The following is a 14,626-nucleotide window of genomic DNA, read 5'->3' on the forward strand; positions in this document are numbered from 1 at the left end:
TCCTACTGCCTGCCTCGCAAGCTTCGGACCGTTCCTCTGGACTGAGCAGGAGTGAGTCCGCTCAGCCGCACGCCCCGAACGGTCTTGGGCGCACTGGTCCCCGGCGTACTCAACCCCGGGGCGGCGACACGCATCCTGTGCGTGGTCCGGGCCCGGGAGGTCGGTTCCCTGCGCGATCCGGCCAAATGGGTACGGCCAGAGGCGACGGGGAGGCCCTGAACCATCACTCCGGTGGAGCAGGGGCCCCGCACGCCGGCGCCGTACCCGGCGTCCCAGATCACACGATCACGTTAACCCGGACGGCCCAGGACGCCGCAAGCCCGGAAGCCGACCATCACACGATCGAGTTAAACCGCCCTCGTGCACGCTCCCCGGCAAGCAGCTGACGACCCCTCCTATCGCCTACCTCGCAGGCTTCGGTAGGTGGCCACCAGCGCCTTGGTGGACTCGTCCAGGCCCGGGACCTCCGCCAATCCCGACAGGGCCGGCTCCAGCCGCTTGGCGAGGACCTTGCCCAGCTCGACGCCCCACTGGTCGAAGGAGTCGATGTTCCAGACGGCGCCCTGGACGAACACCTTGTGCTCGTAGAGCGCGACCAGCTGGCCCAGCACCGAGGGAGTGAGCTCCTTGGCCAGGATCGTGGTCGTCGGGTGGTTGCCGCGGAAGGTCTTGTGCGGGACCAGCTCTTCCGCGACCCCTTCCGCGCGCACCTCGTCAGGGGTCTTGCCGAACGCCAGCGCCTGCGTCTGCGCGAAGAAGTTCGCCATCAGCAGGTCGTGCTGGGCCGCCAGGCCGGTGCTGAGATCGGCGACCGGCTCCGCGAAGGCGATGAAGTCCGCCGGGATGAGCTTCGTACCCTGGTGGATCAACTGGTAGTACGCGTGCTGGCCGTTGGTCCCGGGCGTTCCCCACACCACCGGTCCGGTCTGCCAGTCGACCGGATTGCCGTCGCGGTCCACGGACTTGCCGTTCGATTCCATGTCCAGCTGCTGCAGATACGCCGTGAACCGGGAGAGGTAGTGGCTGTACGGCAGCACGGCGTGCGACTGGGCGTCGTGGAACCCGCCGTACCAGACGCCCAACAGGCCCAGCAGCAGCGGCGCGTTGGCCTCCGGCGGGGCGGTGCGGAAGTGCTCGTCGACCAGGTGGAAGCCGTCCAGCATTTCGCGGAAGCGGTCCGGGCCGATGGCGATCATCAGGGAGAGCCCGATGGCCGAGTCGTACGAGTAACGGCCGCCGACCCAGTCCCAGAACTCGAACATGTTCGCCGTGTCGATACCGAAGTCGGCCACCTTCTCGGCGTTGGTGGAGAGCGCCACGAAGTGCCTGGCCACTGCCTCCCGGTCACCGCCCAGGCCGCCGAGGAGCCACTCGCGGGCCGAGGTGGCGTTGGTGATGGTCTCGATGGTGGTGAAGGTCTTGGACGCGATGATGAACAGCGTCTCGGCCGGGTCCAAGTCCCGTACGGCCTCGTGGAGGTCGGCCCCGTCGACGTTCGAGACGAAGCGGAAGGCCAGCTCGCGGGCGGTGAAGGAGCGCAGCACCTCGTACGCCATGGCGGGGCCCAGGTCCGAGCCGCCGATGCCGATGTTGACCACGGTCCTGATGCGCTTGCCGGTGTGCCCGGTCCACGCCCCGGAGCGGACCTGGTGGGCGAAGCCGGCCATCTTGTCGAGCACGGCGTGCACGGCGGGTACGACGTTCTCGCCGTCCACCTCGATCACGGCGTTCCGCGGCGCCCGCAGGGCCGTGTGCAGCACGGCGCGGTCCTCGGTGGTGTTGATCTTCTCGCCGCGGAACATCGCGTCCCGCAGCTCCGCCACGCCGGTCGCCGCGGCGAGTTCGCGCAGCAGCCGGAGCGTCTCGTCGGTCACCAGCTGCTTGGAGTAGTCGATGTGCAGGTCGCCGACCCGGAGGGTGTAGCCGGAGCCCCGACCCGGGTCCGCCGCGAACAGCTCACGCAGATGGGTCTCCCCCAGCTGTTCCCGGTGCTTGCCCAATGCGGTCCACTCGGGCGTCTGGTTGAGCCTGGTACGGCCGTCTGCGTTCATACCGGTTATCAGCCCACTTCTTCTCGTACCTGCGTACTGCCCCGCTGCCTCCCAACCTAGTTGATCGGAGCAGGGCCGGCAGCGCGGACGGCGCGGGCGCGAAGCGGACCGGCCGGGCACCTCGGAGGGTGCCCGGCCGGACATCAAGTCTTAGATCTCGCCCCGCAGTTTCGCGAGGGCCTCGGCGAGAATCGCCTCGCCGTCGGCGTCGGTGCGCCGCTCGCGTACGTACGCCAGGTGCGTCTTGTACGGCTCGGTGCGCGGCGGGTCCGGCGGATTGTCCCGGTCCTGGCCTGCCGGGAATCCGCAGCGCGGGCAGTCCCAGGTGTCGGGGACCTGCGCGTCGCTGGCGAAGCTCGGCTGCGTCTCGTGCCCGTTCGAGCACCAGAAGGAGATGCGGAGACGCGGCGCGGACTCGCCGCGCTCGGCCTCACCCATCGGCCCCGCTCCGACCCGACTTCCTCGGATCGCGTTGCCACTTGCCACGGTCGTAACTCCCTGCGTGATGGTGCTCGAAGTCAGCCCAGTCTACGTAAGGCCCAACGCGCGTCCAGTGACCGGAGTTACTTATCGGCCCCCAAAACGCAGGCCCATGATAGGCCGCGCAGGCGACGCCATAGCGGAGATGCGGTCAGCTGTCCAGCTTCAGCAGCAGACCGAGCGCGACAATGCACGCAAACCAGATCAGACCGACGACGACGGTGATGCGGTCCAGGTTGCGCTCCGCAACCGAGGAGCCGCCGACGGACGACTGCATACCGCCACCGAACATGTCGGAGAGGCCGCCGCCCTTCCCCTTGTGCATCAGCACCAGCAGCATCAGCAGCAGGCTGAAGACGATCAGGGCGATCGAGAACCCCATAATCACGGCTGAACCCTACTTTCCCGGAATTCCCTAAGACTGAATCGGACAACGGGGGCCGGGTGGCGCATGCCACCTCGGCCCCCGCCAGGGTACGACGGATCTGCCCTACCGCATACTCACTGGTCGCGGAAGCGGACGATCTTGACGAACTCGTCGGCGTCCAGCGCCGCGCCGCCGATCAGAGCGCCGTCGACGTCCGGCTGAGCCATGATCGCGGCGACGTTCCCGGACTTCACCGAGCCGCCGTACTGGATACGGACCCGGTCGGCCAGTTCCTGCGAGTACAGCTCCGCGAGCCGGCCGCGGATCGCCCCGCAGACCTCCTGCGCGTCTGCAGGGGTGGCGACCTCGCCGGTGCCGATGGCCCACACCGGCTCGTACGCGATCACGACCGTCTCGGCCTGCTCGGCCGGGATGTCCTTCAGGCCGCCGTCGAGCTGGCTCAGCGTGTACGAGACCTGCTCACCGGCCTTGCGGATGTCCAGGCCCTCGCCGACGCACAGGATCGGGGTGAGCCCGTGCTTGTAGGCGGCCTTGACCTTGGCGTTGCAGATCTCGTCGCTCTCGCCGTGGTACTGGCGGCGCTCGCTGTGGCCGACGGCCACATACGTGCACTTCAGCTTGGCCAGCATCGGGCCGGAGATCTCGCCGGTGTACGCACCGGAGTCGTGCGCCGAGATGTCCTGAGCGCCGTACTTGATCTTCAGCTTGTCGCCGTCGACCAGGGTCTGCACCGAGCGGAGGTCGGTGAAGGGAGGCAGGACGGCGACCTCGACCGCGTCGTAGTCCTTGTCGGCCAGGGCGAAGGCGAGCTTCTGGACGTGGGCGATGGCCTCGAGGTGGTTGAGGTTCATCTTCCAGTTGCCCGCCATCAGCGGGATGCGCCCTTGGGTAGGAGCAGTCATTGAGGGTCAGTCCTCCAGTGCGGCGAGGCCGGGGAGCGTCTTGCCCTCGAGGTACTCGAGGCTGGCGCCACCGCCGGTGGAAATGTGGCCGAATGCGTTCTCGTCGAAGCCCAGGATGCGGACGGCCGCGGCGGAGTCGCCGCCGCCGACCACCGTGAAGGCCGGGCTGTCGACGAGCGCCTGGGCAACCGCCTTGGTGCCCTCGGCGTAGTCGGGGTGCTCGAAGACGCCCATCGGACCGTTCCAGAAGACGGTGCCGGCGTCGGCGAGCTTCGCGGCGTACAGCTTGCGGGTCTCCGGACCGATGTCCAGGCCCTCCTCGTCGGCCGGGATGGCGTTCGAGGCGACGGTGGCCGGGTTGGCCGGGGCCTTGGTCTTGAGGTCCGGGAAGTCGGCAGAGACCAGGACGTCGACGGGGAGGACGAACTCCACGCCACGCTTCTCGGCCCGCGCCAGGTACTCCAGGACCGTCGGGATCTGGTCCTCCTGGAGCAGCGAGATGCCGACCTCGTGGCCCTTGGCCTTGAGGAAGGTGTACGCCATGCCGCCGCCGACCAGGATCCGGTCGGCCTTCTCCAGCAGGTGGTCGATCACGCCGAGCTTGTCGGAGACCTTGGCGCCGCCGAGGACGACGACGTACGGGCGCCGGACGTCCTCGGTGAGCTTCTTCAGGACGCCGACCTCGGTGGCGATCAGGCCGCCGGCCGCGTGCGGGAGGCGGGCCGGGAGGTCGAAGACCGAGGCGTGCTTGCGGTGCACCGCGCCGAAGCCGTCGCCGACGTACACATCGGCGAGCTCGGCGAGCTGGTCGGCAAAGGCACCGCGCTCGGCGTCGTCCTTGGCCGTCTCACCGGCGTTGAAGCGCAGGTTCTCGATAACGGCGACCTGGCCGTCGGCGAGGCCCGCGACGGTCGCCCGGGCGGACTCGCCGACGGTGTCGGTCGCGAAGGCGACATCGGCACCGAGGAGTTCGCCGAGCCGTGCGGCGGCCGGGGCGAGCGAGAAGGCCGGGTCCGGAGCGCCCTTGGGGCGGCCGAGGTGGGAGGCGACGACCACGCGCGCGCCGGCGGCGGCGAGCTTGGCGATCGTCGGCTGGACGGCGCGGATACGGCCGTCGTCGGTGATGGTGGTGCCTTCGAGCGGCACGTTGAGGTCGGCGCGGACGAATACCCGCCGGCCCGCGACGCCGTCGGCGAGAAGTTCGTCAATCGTCTTCATCTGTTGCTGACTCCTAGAGAAACCGGAACCTGGAGAGATCGGGACAAGAAGCAGGGCTCGAACAGCGCGTCCTTGCGCTGTCCGAGCCCTGCCGCTCACATCGAGGTGGCTACCGGCCCGGGATCAGAGCTGGCCGCCGACGAAGACCGTGAGGTCCACCAGGCGGTTGGAGTAACCCCACTCGTTGTCGTACCAGCCGATGACCTTGACGCTCTTGCCCGACGCCATCGTCAGGGACGAGTCGAAGGTGCAGGAGGCCGGCCAGTTGACGATGTCCGAGGAGACGATCGCGTCCTCGGTGTAGTCGAGGATGCCCTTGAGCTGGCCCTCGGCGGCCTTCTGGAAGGCCGAGTTGATCTCGTCCTTGGTGACCTCGCGCTCGAGCTCGATGACGAGGTCGGTCACGGAACCGGTCGGGACCGGGACGCGCATCGCGATGCCGTCGAGCTTGCCCTTGAGCTGCGGGAGGACCAGCGCGGTGGCCTTGGCGGCACCGGTGGTGGTCGGGATGATGTTCTCGGCGGCGGCGCGGGCGCGGCGCAGGTCCGAGTGCGGGAAGTCCAGGATGCGCTGGTCGTTGGTGTACGCGTGGACCGTCGTCATCAGGCCCTTGACGATGCCGAAGTTCTCGTCGAGAACCTTGGCCATCGGCGCCACACAGTTGGTGGTGCAGGAGGCGTTGGAGATGACGTGGTGGTTGGCCGCGTCGTACTTGTCCTGGTTGACGCCCATCACGATGGTGATGTCCTCGTCCTTGGCAGGAGCCGAGATGAGGACCTTCTTGGCGCCGGCGGCGATGTGCTTCGCGGCGTCGGCCTTCTTGGTGAAGATGCCGGTCGACTCGATGACGATGTCGGCACCGAGTTCGGCCCACGGCAGGTTCGCCGGGTCGCGCTCGGCCATCGTCTTGAAGGTCTGGTTGCCGACCGTGATGGAGTCTTCGGTGTGGCTGACCTCAGCCTTGAGGCGGCCCAGGATGGTGTCGTACTTCAGCAGGTGCACCAGGGTCGCGTTATCGGTCAGGTCGTTGACACCGACGATCTCGATGTCCGCACCCTGCTCCAGGAGCGCCCGGAAGTAGTTGCGGCCGATGCGGCCAAAGCCGTTGATGCCTACGCGGATCGTCACGAACCGATCTCCTCGTTGGTACGCCGGGTGTCCGCCGGCGAGCTGTATGGGATGTCCCCGACCGCCTACGACCCTACCCCTCTGGGGGCTCGGTAGTGACATCGGCCGCATCCGTGCCGGATGCGGCGGCCCGTACCCGTTGGTACGGATACGGGCCGCCCTGGTTCTCAACTCCTGTCTCAGGGGTCAGTCCCGGAGGGAACGCAGCGCCTTGCCGAGCAGTGCCGTGCGGTCCGCCGCGGCCGGCACATGCTCCAGGCCGAATCCGAGCAGCACGGTGTCACGCGTAGTGACCGCCGCGTAGGACTTGAAGAGCTCGCCGGAGCGGGCCCAGTCCCCGGCGACCGCAGGACTTCCGGCCGGCGCGCCCGGAACCGTCCAGCCGCCGAGGGAGGTCTCGAAGTCCCCCGAGGCCGCCGGCTCCTTGTCCGCGCCGCCGACGACGAGGCGGGCGTCGTCGGCGAAAACGCCACGTCCGCCGCTGGAGGGGTCGGTGACCGAGCTGAGCGCGAGCTCCACACGCTTGCCCGCGTAGGCGCTCAGGTCGAAGGAGACCTGCTTCCAGCCGCCGGAGGACCCGGTGAAGCTGTTCCAGGCTCCGCTGGTGCCGGTCGCCGTGCAGCCGCCCGCCGCCACGGTCAGGTAGTGCCGCAGGAACGGGTGGCCGTTGACGAAGTAGCCGGCCTCACACTCCTGCGGGACTGTCGTTCTGGTGAGTCCGCCCGCCTCGGGAAGCGTGGTCCAGTCCTCGGTGTCCGCGCCTTCTGCGGGATGGGCCTCCAGGATCGCGTGGTCGTATCCCGGCTCGGTGTTCCAGTTGAGGGCGAGGCGCAGCTCCGGCTTGTCGGCCGCGCTGATGCCGGTGAGGTCGACAGTGCGGGTGAGGCGCTTGAAGTCGTCGTCCGCGTGCGTGGCGGCGGCCATCCACTGGCCCGCGTACGGAGCGTACGGGTTGACCACTCCCGCGTAGCGGCCCGCTGCCGCGCTCTCGAACTGGGGGAAGCCGGCGGGCGGCAGGGTGTCGGAGGTGATCGCGTAGGCCCCGGCGGCGTTGAGCGGATTGCCGGGGGTGCCGGCGGCGCCGGCGAGCGGGCCGGTGAACCCGGCGAGGTTTCCGGCGCCGGCGAAACCGGTGGCGGTCGGCGCGGAGGTGCGTCCGTACGCACCCAGGTAGTACTGGCTGAAGTCGTTGGTCGCGGCCCGCCCGACCTGGGCGTTGCCGCCGGCCAGCTCACCGGCCTCGATCAGCTTGCCGCCCTCGTTGAGGAAGGCCCGGACCGCCAGCTGGGTGGGTCCGCCGGGGGCCCGGTCACCGGTGTAGTGGACGGCCGTGGAGAAGTGACCGAGGACGCCGAGCGGGTGGGGCGCGCCCTGGGTGGCGACGTCCCAGACGACGGCCTTGCGGCCGTTGGCCTTCAGCGCGTCGACGTACGTCTGGGCGTGCTGGGCGGGGGCTCCCTCCTCGGCGATCACCAGAGTGTTGGCCCGGGGGCGTTCGGCGACGGTGTACGTGAAGTGCTCGCTGGAGGTGGGCTTCCCGCTCCGGGTCTCTCCGGTGAACCAGACCTCGACCTGGTCGCCGACGTCTCCGTCCTTGACCTTGGCGCGGTACTCGTCGAAGCGGATGTTGTCCTCGCCGCCGTAGGTTTCGCCTCCCTTCCAGGGCTTGAGAGCCATGTCGTGCGTGCGGCCGCCGTTGACGCGATACCTGAGCTCCTTGTCGCGTACGGACTTGCGGACGGTGACGGACACCTCCTGGTCGCCGCCGCGGGCGTACGAGGTGGTGAAGGGGTCGACGGTGAAGTCGGGGGCGTTCATGCCGACGGCGGAGGACGGCTGGTCGGGGTGGGCGGCGGTCTCGGCGACGGAGAGCGCGAAGGGGATGTTCTTGGCGAACTCCGCCTGGATCAGCTTCTCGTCGTCGGGGAAGTTGAAGCCGGACTGGCAGTCCTCGGGCTTCCACGGGTCGTTGGGGTCGCTGTTGGAGACGGTCTGGCAGGTCGTCATCTCCGGGGTGAACATCATGATCCCGTTGGCGTTGGCCGCGTGGCCGTCGGCCTCACCGTTGGTGGTGTAGAGCTCGGAGGAGACCTGCGGGTAGTAGCCGGGGACGGCGGAGTTCTCCGGGGTGCCGGCGAGGGCCTTGTAGAGCACGTCGTCGGGGGTCGGCGTGGCGACCTGCCAGCCGACGCCGTACAGCAGCAGCTCCGCCGCGGAGTGGTAGTTGATGCCGTACTCGAAACCGATGCGCTTCTGGAAGCGGTCGAGCGCGACGGTCTCGGGCTCGGAGGCGGGGCCGGCTCCGCGGTAGGTCTGGCTGGACGGGCTGGGTGACGAACCCTCGTTGTCGTAACCCCACTTGTAGGCGAAGTTCCGGTTCAGGTCGACGCCGTCGGCGTTGGTGGTCTTCCCGTCGCCGTCGTTGTCGCGGAGGTTCTTGCGCCACAGCCGGTTGTCCGCCGACTGGTGGGTGTGGTCGTAGCCGTCCGGGTTGGCGGAGAGCACGAACCACAGCTCGGTGGAGTTCACCACGTTGGTGATGCGCGGGTCCTTGCCGTAGTTGTCGAGGTAGTGGTGGAGCAGCCGGCGGGTCATCTCCGGGGTGATCCACTCGCGGGCGTGCTGGTTGGACAGGTACAGCACGGACGGCTTCGCGCCGTCCTTGGTCTTCTTGGCGCCCTTGGTCAGCTTGAGGGCCAGAATGTCCTGGCCCCGCAGGGTCTTGCCGATGGAGACGACCTTGGTGATGTCCGGGTGGGCCTGCCCGGTCCGGACGATCTCCTCCTGGAGGTTGCCGTCGCCGCTGTACGGGCGGTAGACCCCGTCACCGGCGGCCTGCAGGCGTGCCTCGGTGTTCGCCGAGACCCTGCGCTCGGTGACCTGCACGCCCTGCTTCTCCAGCCCGCGGGCCTGGGCGTCGGTGAGGAAGAGCTCGACCCGGGCGGTGCCCTTGTCGGGGGCCTGTTCGCCCAGTTCATGGGCGTCCTGGCCGAGTGCGAGAAGCAGGGGCACCTGCTCCTTGGTGACGTCGGCGTTGAAGACCTTCACCGCGTCGGCGGCGGGGTCGGCGGCACGGTCGGCCGCTCGGTCGGCGGCTCGTCCGGCCTCGGCCTGGGCGACAGGTGCCGCCGCCAGTCCGCCGAGCAGCAGTGCACCCGCTGCGAGGATCGATCTCGCTCTGGGTCTCATGAGCTCCCCTTGGTGTGGTGTGACACAAAAGGACAGACGCCAGGCTCATGACACCCCATGATCATGTCAATAGGGCCTCGGGACACGGAAACGCCGCTGCCGACAACCCGATTGGGCGTAGGCAGCGGCGAATTGAACAGCCGTCAGGGAGTTCAGCCGACCAGATTGTCGGCCATGTCCTCGGTGAGATTGCACTCCGTACTCGGGATCCCCAGGTCCTGCGCCCGCTTGTCCGCCATCGCCAGCAGCCGGCGGATCCGGCCCGCGACCGCGTCCTTGGTCAGCGGAGGGTCGGCGAGTGCGCCCAGCTCCTCCAGGGATGCCTGCTTGTGCTCCATCCGCAGCCGGCCCGCGGCGGCGAGGTGCTCGGGCACCTCTTCGCCGAGGATCTCCAGCGCCCGCTGCACCCGCGCACCGGCGGCCACGGCGGCCCGCGCCGAGCGGCGCAGATTGGCGTCGTCGAAGTTGGCCAGCCGGTTGGCGGTGGCCCGCACCTCGCGGCGCATCCGCCGCTCCTCCCAGGCCAGCACCGACTCGTGCGCACCGAGCCGGGTCAGCATGGCGCCGATCGCGTCACCGTCGCGTACGACGACCCGGTCGACCCCGCGCACCTCGCGGGCCTTGGCCGCGATGGAGAGCCGCCGCGCCGCGCCGACCAGAGCGAGGGCCGCCTCCGGACCCGGGCAGGTCACCTCCAGCGAGGAGGAGCGCCCGGGCTCGGTGAGCGAGCCGTGGGCCAGGAAGGCGCCGCGCCAGGCCGCCTCCGCATCGCAGGTGGCGCCGGAGACGACCTGCGGGGGAAGACCCCGGATGGGCCGGCCGCGGCCGTCCACAAGGCCGGTCTGGCGCGCCAGCTGGTCGCCGCCCGCAACCACCCGTACGACGTAACGCGAACCGCGGCGCAGACCGCCGGGCGCCATCACGATGAGCTCGGAGCCGTGTCCGAAGATCTCCAGGATGTCCTTCTTCAGGCGGCGCGCCGCCATGGCGGTGTCCAGCTCCGCCTCGATCACGATCCGGCCGCTCACCAGGTGCAGCCCGCCCGCGAACCGAAGAATCGCCGAGACCTCTGCCTTTCTGCAGCAGGTCCGGGTGACGGGGAGCCGGGAGATCTCGTCCTTCACCGCTGCCGTCATCGCCATGGGCCGATCCTTCCATGCATCCGAAAAATACGGTCGTACGCGGCGGCCAACAGCTCCGGGTCGTGCCTCGGGCCGTCGGGCGCGGCGACCGGCGCCAGCTCGACCGCGGCGCCGAGCCGCCTGGCGGCGTCGGCGAGGGACTCGCGGTCGGGCACGGCGGCCTGGTCGGCCAGCACCACGTCCAGGGCGAGTTTAGGGGCGTGTCGGGCCAAAACCTCCAAATGACGTTGCGGGGAGAAGCCATCGGTTTCGCCGGGCTGGGGCGCGAGGTTGAGCGAAAGGACCCGCCGTGCCTTGGTCTCCATGAGGGCGTCGCGCAGTTCCGGCACCAGCAGATGCGGAATGACGGAGGAGAACCAGGAGCCGGGGCCGAGCACCACCCAGTCCGCGTCGAGGACCGCTTCCACCGCCTCGGGCACGGCGGGCGGGTCGTGCGGGACGACATGCACGGACTGCACCTCGCCCGGGGTCAGCGCGACGGTCGCCTGGCCGCGGACCGTGGCGATCTCATCGGGCCGGTCCGGGTTGTGCCCGCGCACCAGCGCCTGCAGCTCCAGCGGTACGGCGGACATGGGCAGCACCCGGCCGTGCGCGCCCAGCAGCCTGCCGACCAGGTCGAGGGCGCTCACATGGTCGCCGAGCTGCTCCCACAGGGCGACGATCAGCAGGTTGCCGACCGCGTGCTCGTGCAGCTCGCCCTGGGACTGGAAGCGGTGCTGGATGACCCGGGCCCAGGTCTGGCCCCATTCGTCGTCGCCGCAGAGTGCCGCGAGCGCCTTGCGCAGGTCGCCGGGCGGCAGTACGCCCAGCTCCTCGCGCAGCCGCCCGCTGGAGCCGCCGTCGTCGGCGACGGTGACCACTGCGGTGAGATCGCCGGTGATCCGGCGCAGCGCGGCGAGCGAGGCGGACAGGCCCCGGCCGCCGCCGAGGGCGACGACCTTGGGCTGTGCGCCGCGTCTGCGGTTTGTACGTACGGCGTCGCCGCCGCGCTGGGGGGTTGTCCGGCGCAGCCGCCGCAATCTGCCCACCTGCGGGTTTGTGCCACTCACTCGCGCCCCATGTCCCGGTGGACGACGACGGTCTCGACTCCCTCGGAGGCGAGGCGGGCGGCGAGCTTCTCGGACATGGCGACACTGCGGTGCTTGCCGCCGGTGCAGCCGATGGCGATGGTCACGTACCGCTTGCCCTCGCGCCGGTAGCCGGCCGCGATGAGCTGGAGCAGCTCGGCGTACCGGTCGAGGAACTCCTTGGCGCCGGGCTGGTTGAAGACATAGCCCGACACCTCCTCGTTCAGGCCGGTGAAGGGGCGCAGCTCCGGGACCCAGTGCGGGTTCGGCAGGAAGCGGCAGTCGACGACCAGGTCGGCGTCGACCGGCAGGCCGTACTTGTAGCCGAAGGACATGACGGTGGCCCGCAGCTCCGGCTCCTCGTCGCCGGCGAACTGGGCGTCCATCTTGGAGCGCAGCTCGTGGACGTTGAGGCTGGACGTGTCGATCACCAGATCGGCGTCGCCGCGCAGCTCGCGCAGCAGGTCGCGCTCGGCCGCGATGCCGTCGACGATGCGGCCGTCGCCCTGCAGCGGGTGCGGTCGGCGTACGGATTCAAAGCGGCGTACGAGTGCTTCCTCGGACGACTCCAGGAAGACGATGCGCCGGGTGACGTTCTTGGCCTCGAGGTCCGCGAGGGACTCGCGGAGGTTGTCGAAGAAGCGGCGGCCGCGCACGTCCACGACCACCGCGATACGGGCCACATTGCCCTGGGACCGCGCGCCCAGCTCCACCATGGTGGGGATCAGCGCGGGCGGCAGGTTGTCGACGACGAACCAGCCGAGGTCCTCCAGGCACTTGGCGGCCGTGCTTCGGCCGGCGCCGGACATGCCGGAGATGATCACCAGCTCGGGAATGGCCGTCTCGGCGGCCTGGCCGGCCTCCACGCTCGTGCCCGTACTCACCTGTGCTCCGTCTCGGTCGTGCTCGGTCATTCCTTGATCCCCCGATCGGACAGGAGTCCCGCGGGTGCGGGTTCCTCATCCTCAATGATCTCTCCTGTCGCGGTGTTCACCGCAGGGCCGGCGGGTGCCGCCGAAACGAGGGCCGCGGCCACGGTCTCGGCCGTCTTGCGGCCTATGCCGGGCACCTCGCAGATCTCGTCGATTGTCGCCTGCTTCAGCCTCTTCACCGAACCGAAGTGCTTGATCAGCGCCTGCTTGCGGGTCTCACCGAGCCCCGCGACCGCATCCAGCGGGCTCACCTTGATCCGCTTGGTCCGCTTGCTGCGCTGGTACCGGATGGCGAAGCGGTGTGCCTCGTCGCGGACCCGCTGGAGCAGATACAGCCCCTCGCTGGAGCGGGGCAGGACGACGGGGTCGCCGTCGCCGGGCAGCCAGACCTCTTCGAGGCGTTTGGCGAGGCCGCACACCGCGACGTCGTCGATGCCCAGCTCGTCCAGGGCCCGCTGGGCGGCCGCGACCTGCGGCATGCCGCCGTCGACCACGACGAGCTGCGGCGGATAGGCGAAGCGCTTGGGCCTGCCCTCGTCCTCGGGTGCCGGCTCCTCCTCCGACCACTCCCCCGTCTTCAGCTTCTCCTGGACGTAGCGCCGGAAGCGGCGGCTGATCACCTCGTGCATGGACCGGACGTCGTCCTGGCCCTCGAAGGACTTGATCTGGAAGCGGCGGTACTCGCTCTTGCGGGCCAGGCCGTCCTCGAACACCACCATCGACGCCACGACGTCCTCGCCCTGGAGGTGCGAGATGTCGAAGCACTCGATCCGCAGCGGCGCGGAGTCGAGGCCGAGCGCCTCGGCGATCTCCTCCAGCGCCCGGGAGCGGGTGGTCAGGTCGGAGGCCCGCTTGGTCTTGTGCAGCGCGAGCGACTGCTGCGCGTTGCGCCGGACCGTCTCCATCAGGTCCTTCTTGTCACCGCGCTGCGGGATACGGAGGCTGACGTTCGAGCCGCGGCGCTGGGTGAGCCACTGCACGACGGCCGCCGAGTCCTCGGGGAGGGCGGGGACCAGGACCTCCTTGGGGACCGCGTCGCCCTTCTCCTCGCCGTACAGCTGCTGCAGCGCGTGCTCGACCAGGCCGGCCGTGTCGACGGCCTCGACCTTGTCGGTGACCCAGCCGCGCTGGCCGCGGACGCGCCCGCCGCGTACGTGGAAGATCTGGACGGCGGCTTCGAGCTCGTCCTCCGCGACGGCGATCAGGTCGGCGTCGGTGGCGTCGGCCAGCACGACGGCGTTCTTCTCCATCGCCCGCCGCAGCGCCTCTATGTCGTCGCGCAGCCGGGCGGCACGCTCGTACTCCATCTCCTCGGCGGCCTCGTGCATCTGCTCCTCGAGGCGGCGCAGGTACGTACCGGTGCGCCCGGCCATGAAGTCGCAGAACTCCTCCGCCAGCTCCCGGTGTTCGTCCGGGGTGACCCGGCCGACACAGGGCGCCGAGCACTTGCCGATGTAGCCGAGGAGGCAGGGGCGGCCGATCTGGGCGGAACGCTTGAAGACCCCGGCGGAGCACGTACGCACCGGGAAGACCCGGAGCATCAGGTCGACGGTCTCGCGGATGGCCCACGCGTGCGCGTACGGACCGAAGTAGCGGACGCCCTTCTTCTTGGGGCCGCGCATGACCTGGACCCGCGGGTACGGCTCGTTGAGCGTGACCGCGAGGGACGGATAGCTCTTGTCGTCCCGGTACTTGACGTTGAAGCGGGGGTCGAACTCCTTGATCCAGGAGTACTCCAGCTGGAGCGCCTCGACCTCGGTGGAGACGACGGTCCACTCGACGGACGCGGCCGTGGTGACCATGGTGCGGGTACGGGGGTGGAGGCCGGCCACGTCCTGGAAGTAGTTCGCGAGCCGCTGGCGCAGGCTCTTCGCCTTGCCGACGTAGATCACCCGGCGGTGTTCGTCACGGAACCGGTAGACCCCCGGCGAGTCGGGGATCTGTCCCGGCTTGGGGCGGTAGCTGGAGGGGTCTGCCATGTCTCATAGCCTACTGGCGGGGAGTGACAGTCCAGCGGGCGAGCGGGCGAACCCGCGGCGCGGGGAGCGCGTACGGCGCGGGGAGCGCGTACGGCGCGGGGAGCGCGTACGGCGCGGGGAGCGCGTACGGCGCGGGGAGCGCGTACGGCG

The 14,626-nt window shown here is 69.7% G+C and carries 11 protein-coding genes; all 11 read right to left on the minus strand.

Annotated elements, in window-relative coordinates:
* Window positions 1-395: 395 nt before the first annotated feature.
* Window positions 396-2,051 (minus strand): glucose-6-phosphate isomerase, encoded by a 1,656-nt coding sequence (gene pgi / locus NLX86_RS23415; protein WP_254373740.1) that lies wholly within the window; start codon window positions 2,049-2,051, stop codon window positions 396-398.
* A 150-nt stretch (window positions 2,052-2,201) separates the two neighbouring features.
* Window positions 2,202-2,537, minus strand: a complete 336-nt coding sequence (locus NLX86_RS23420) for an RNA polymerase-binding protein RbpA (RefSeq protein WP_267241347.1) — start codon at window positions 2,535-2,537, stop codon at window positions 2,202-2,204.
* A 145-nt stretch (window positions 2,538-2,682) separates the two neighbouring features.
* Window positions 2,683-2,913, minus strand: coding sequence for a preprotein translocase subunit SecG (gene secG, locus NLX86_RS23425; protein ID WP_254373808.1), 231 nt, complete (start codon window positions 2,911-2,913; stop codon window positions 2,683-2,685).
* Between the two features lie 119 nt (window positions 2,914-3,032).
* The gene (gene tpiA, locus NLX86_RS23430) at window positions 3,033-3,821 is read right to left on the minus strand and encodes a triose-phosphate isomerase (RefSeq protein ID WP_254373741.1); all 789 of its coding nucleotides are present in this window, start codon (window positions 3,819-3,821) and stop codon (window positions 3,033-3,035) included.
* Between the two features lie 6 nt (window positions 3,822-3,827).
* Window positions 3,828-5,039 carry a phosphoglycerate kinase gene (gene pgk, locus NLX86_RS23435; RefSeq protein ID WP_254373742.1) on the minus strand — a complete coding sequence of 404 codons (1,212 nt, stop codon included), beginning with the start codon at window positions 5,037-5,039 and terminating at the stop codon, window positions 3,828-3,830.
* 123 nt (window positions 5,040-5,162) lie between these two features.
* The gene (gap, locus tag NLX86_RS23440) at window positions 5,163-6,167 is read right to left on the minus strand and encodes a type I glyceraldehyde-3-phosphate dehydrogenase (RefSeq protein ID WP_254373743.1); all 1,005 of its coding nucleotides are present in this window, start codon (window positions 6,165-6,167) and stop codon (window positions 5,163-5,165) included.
* Between the two features lie 186 nt (window positions 6,168-6,353).
* A complete protein-coding gene (locus NLX86_RS23445; RefSeq protein ID WP_254373744.1) occupies window positions 6,354-9,356 on the minus strand; it encodes a M14 family metallopeptidase in 3,003 nt (1,000 codons plus the stop codon).
* Between the two features lie 152 nt (window positions 9,357-9,508).
* Window positions 9,509-10,498, minus strand: coding sequence for a DNA-binding protein WhiA (whiA, locus tag NLX86_RS23450; protein ID WP_254373745.1), 990 nt, complete (start codon window positions 10,496-10,498; stop codon window positions 9,509-9,511).
* Window positions 10,489-11,526 carry a uridine diphosphate-N-acetylglucosamine-binding protein YvcK gene (yvcK, locus tag NLX86_RS23455; protein WP_374213947.1) on the minus strand — a complete coding sequence of 346 codons (1,038 nt, stop codon included), beginning with the start codon at window positions 11,524-11,526 and terminating at the stop codon, window positions 10,489-10,491. The genes whiA and yvcK overlap by 10 nt, the downstream gene beginning before the upstream one ends.
* A 17-nt stretch (window positions 11,527-11,543) precedes the next feature.
* Window positions 11,544-12,479 carry an RNase adapter RapZ gene (gene rapZ / locus NLX86_RS23460; RefSeq protein WP_254373746.1) on the minus strand — a complete coding sequence of 312 codons (936 nt, stop codon included), beginning with the start codon at window positions 12,477-12,479 and terminating at the stop codon, window positions 11,544-11,546.
* On the minus strand, window positions 12,476-14,476 hold the full coding sequence (gene uvrC / locus NLX86_RS23465) for an excinuclease ABC subunit UvrC (protein ID WP_254373747.1): 2,001 nt from the start codon (window positions 14,474-14,476) through the stop codon (window positions 12,476-12,478). The genes rapZ and uvrC overlap by 4 nt, the downstream gene beginning before the upstream one ends.
* Window positions 14,477-14,626: the final 150 nt, after the last annotated feature.

The sequence above is a fragment of the Streptomyces sp. A3M-1-3 genome, from assembly GCF_024213665.1.
GTDB lineage: Bacteria > Actinomycetota > Actinomycetes > Streptomycetales > Streptomycetaceae > Streptomyces.

What these genes read in the sequence shown, in the direction of transcription:
- pgi (WP_254373740.1), bottom strand. Translation starts at nt 2,051, where the DNA reads ATGAACGCAGACGGCCGTACCAGGCTCAACCAGACGCCCGAGTGGACC.
- secG (WP_254373808.1), bottom strand. Translation starts at nt 2,913, where the DNA reads ATGGGGTTCTCGATCGCCCTGATCGTCTTCAGCCTGCTGCTGATGCTG.
- tpiA (WP_254373741.1), bottom strand. Translation starts at nt 3,821, where the DNA reads ATGACTGCTCCTACCCAAGGGCGCATCCCGCTGATGGCGGGCAACTGG.
- pgk (WP_254373742.1), bottom strand. Translation starts at nt 5,039, where the DNA reads ATGAAGACGATTGACGAACTTCTCGCCGACGGCGTCGCGGGCCGGCGG.
- NLX86_RS23445 (WP_254373744.1), bottom strand. Translation starts at nt 9,356, where the DNA reads ATGAGACCCAGAGCGAGATCGATCCTCGCAGCGGGTGCACTGCTGCTC.
- whiA (WP_254373745.1), bottom strand. Translation starts at nt 10,498, where the DNA reads ATGGCGATGACGGCAGCGGTGAAGGACGAGATCTCCCGGCTCCCCGTC.
- rapZ (WP_254373746.1), bottom strand. Translation starts at nt 12,479, where the DNA reads ATGACCGAGCACGACCGAGACGGAGCACAGGTGAGTACGGGCACGAGC.
- uvrC (WP_254373747.1), bottom strand. Translation starts at nt 14,476, where the DNA reads ATGGCAGACCCCTCCAGCTACCGCCCCAAGCCGGGACAGATCCCCGAC.